This window comes from Pseudomonas tremae (assembly GCF_001401155.1).
Classification (GTDB): domain Bacteria; phylum Pseudomonadota; class Gammaproteobacteria; order Pseudomonadales; family Pseudomonadaceae; genus Aquipseudomonas; species Aquipseudomonas tremae.
On the sequence record NZ_LJRO01000096.1, the window covers coordinates 1 to 321 of the forward strand.

The 321-nt window shown below is 61.4% G+C and carries 1 pseudogene; it reads right to left on the minus strand.

Going from position 1 to position 321, the window contains the following annotated elements:
• Positions 1 to 81: 81 nt before the first annotated feature.
• Positions 82 to 321: pseudogene (locus tag ALO43_RS08145) on the minus strand (alpha/beta hydrolase); the annotation flags it as partial.

The following is a 321-nucleotide window of genomic DNA, read 5'->3' on the forward strand; positions in this document are numbered from 1 at the left end:
CGTAAAACCACAGACAGCCGACGGTGCCGATGACTGCACCGACAGCGCTGAGAATCATGCCGTTGACGTTACGGTCGCGGCTCATGGCGATGGCGGTGTAGCAGGGGTCGGGTAGTCGGGCACTTGCGCAAGGCGACGCAGGCCATTGAAATGCGTCGGGTCGTCCAGATAGCGCAGCATCACCTGACGCCAGAGAGGGTCTGCGAACGTCTGTACGTGCTCGCCACGGGTCAGTTGCAATACGCGCGGTGGAGGCGCTGCCTTGTACAGCTCGATACCGTTGGCGAGCGGCACCAGTGTGTCGTCCATGCTGTGAAAGAT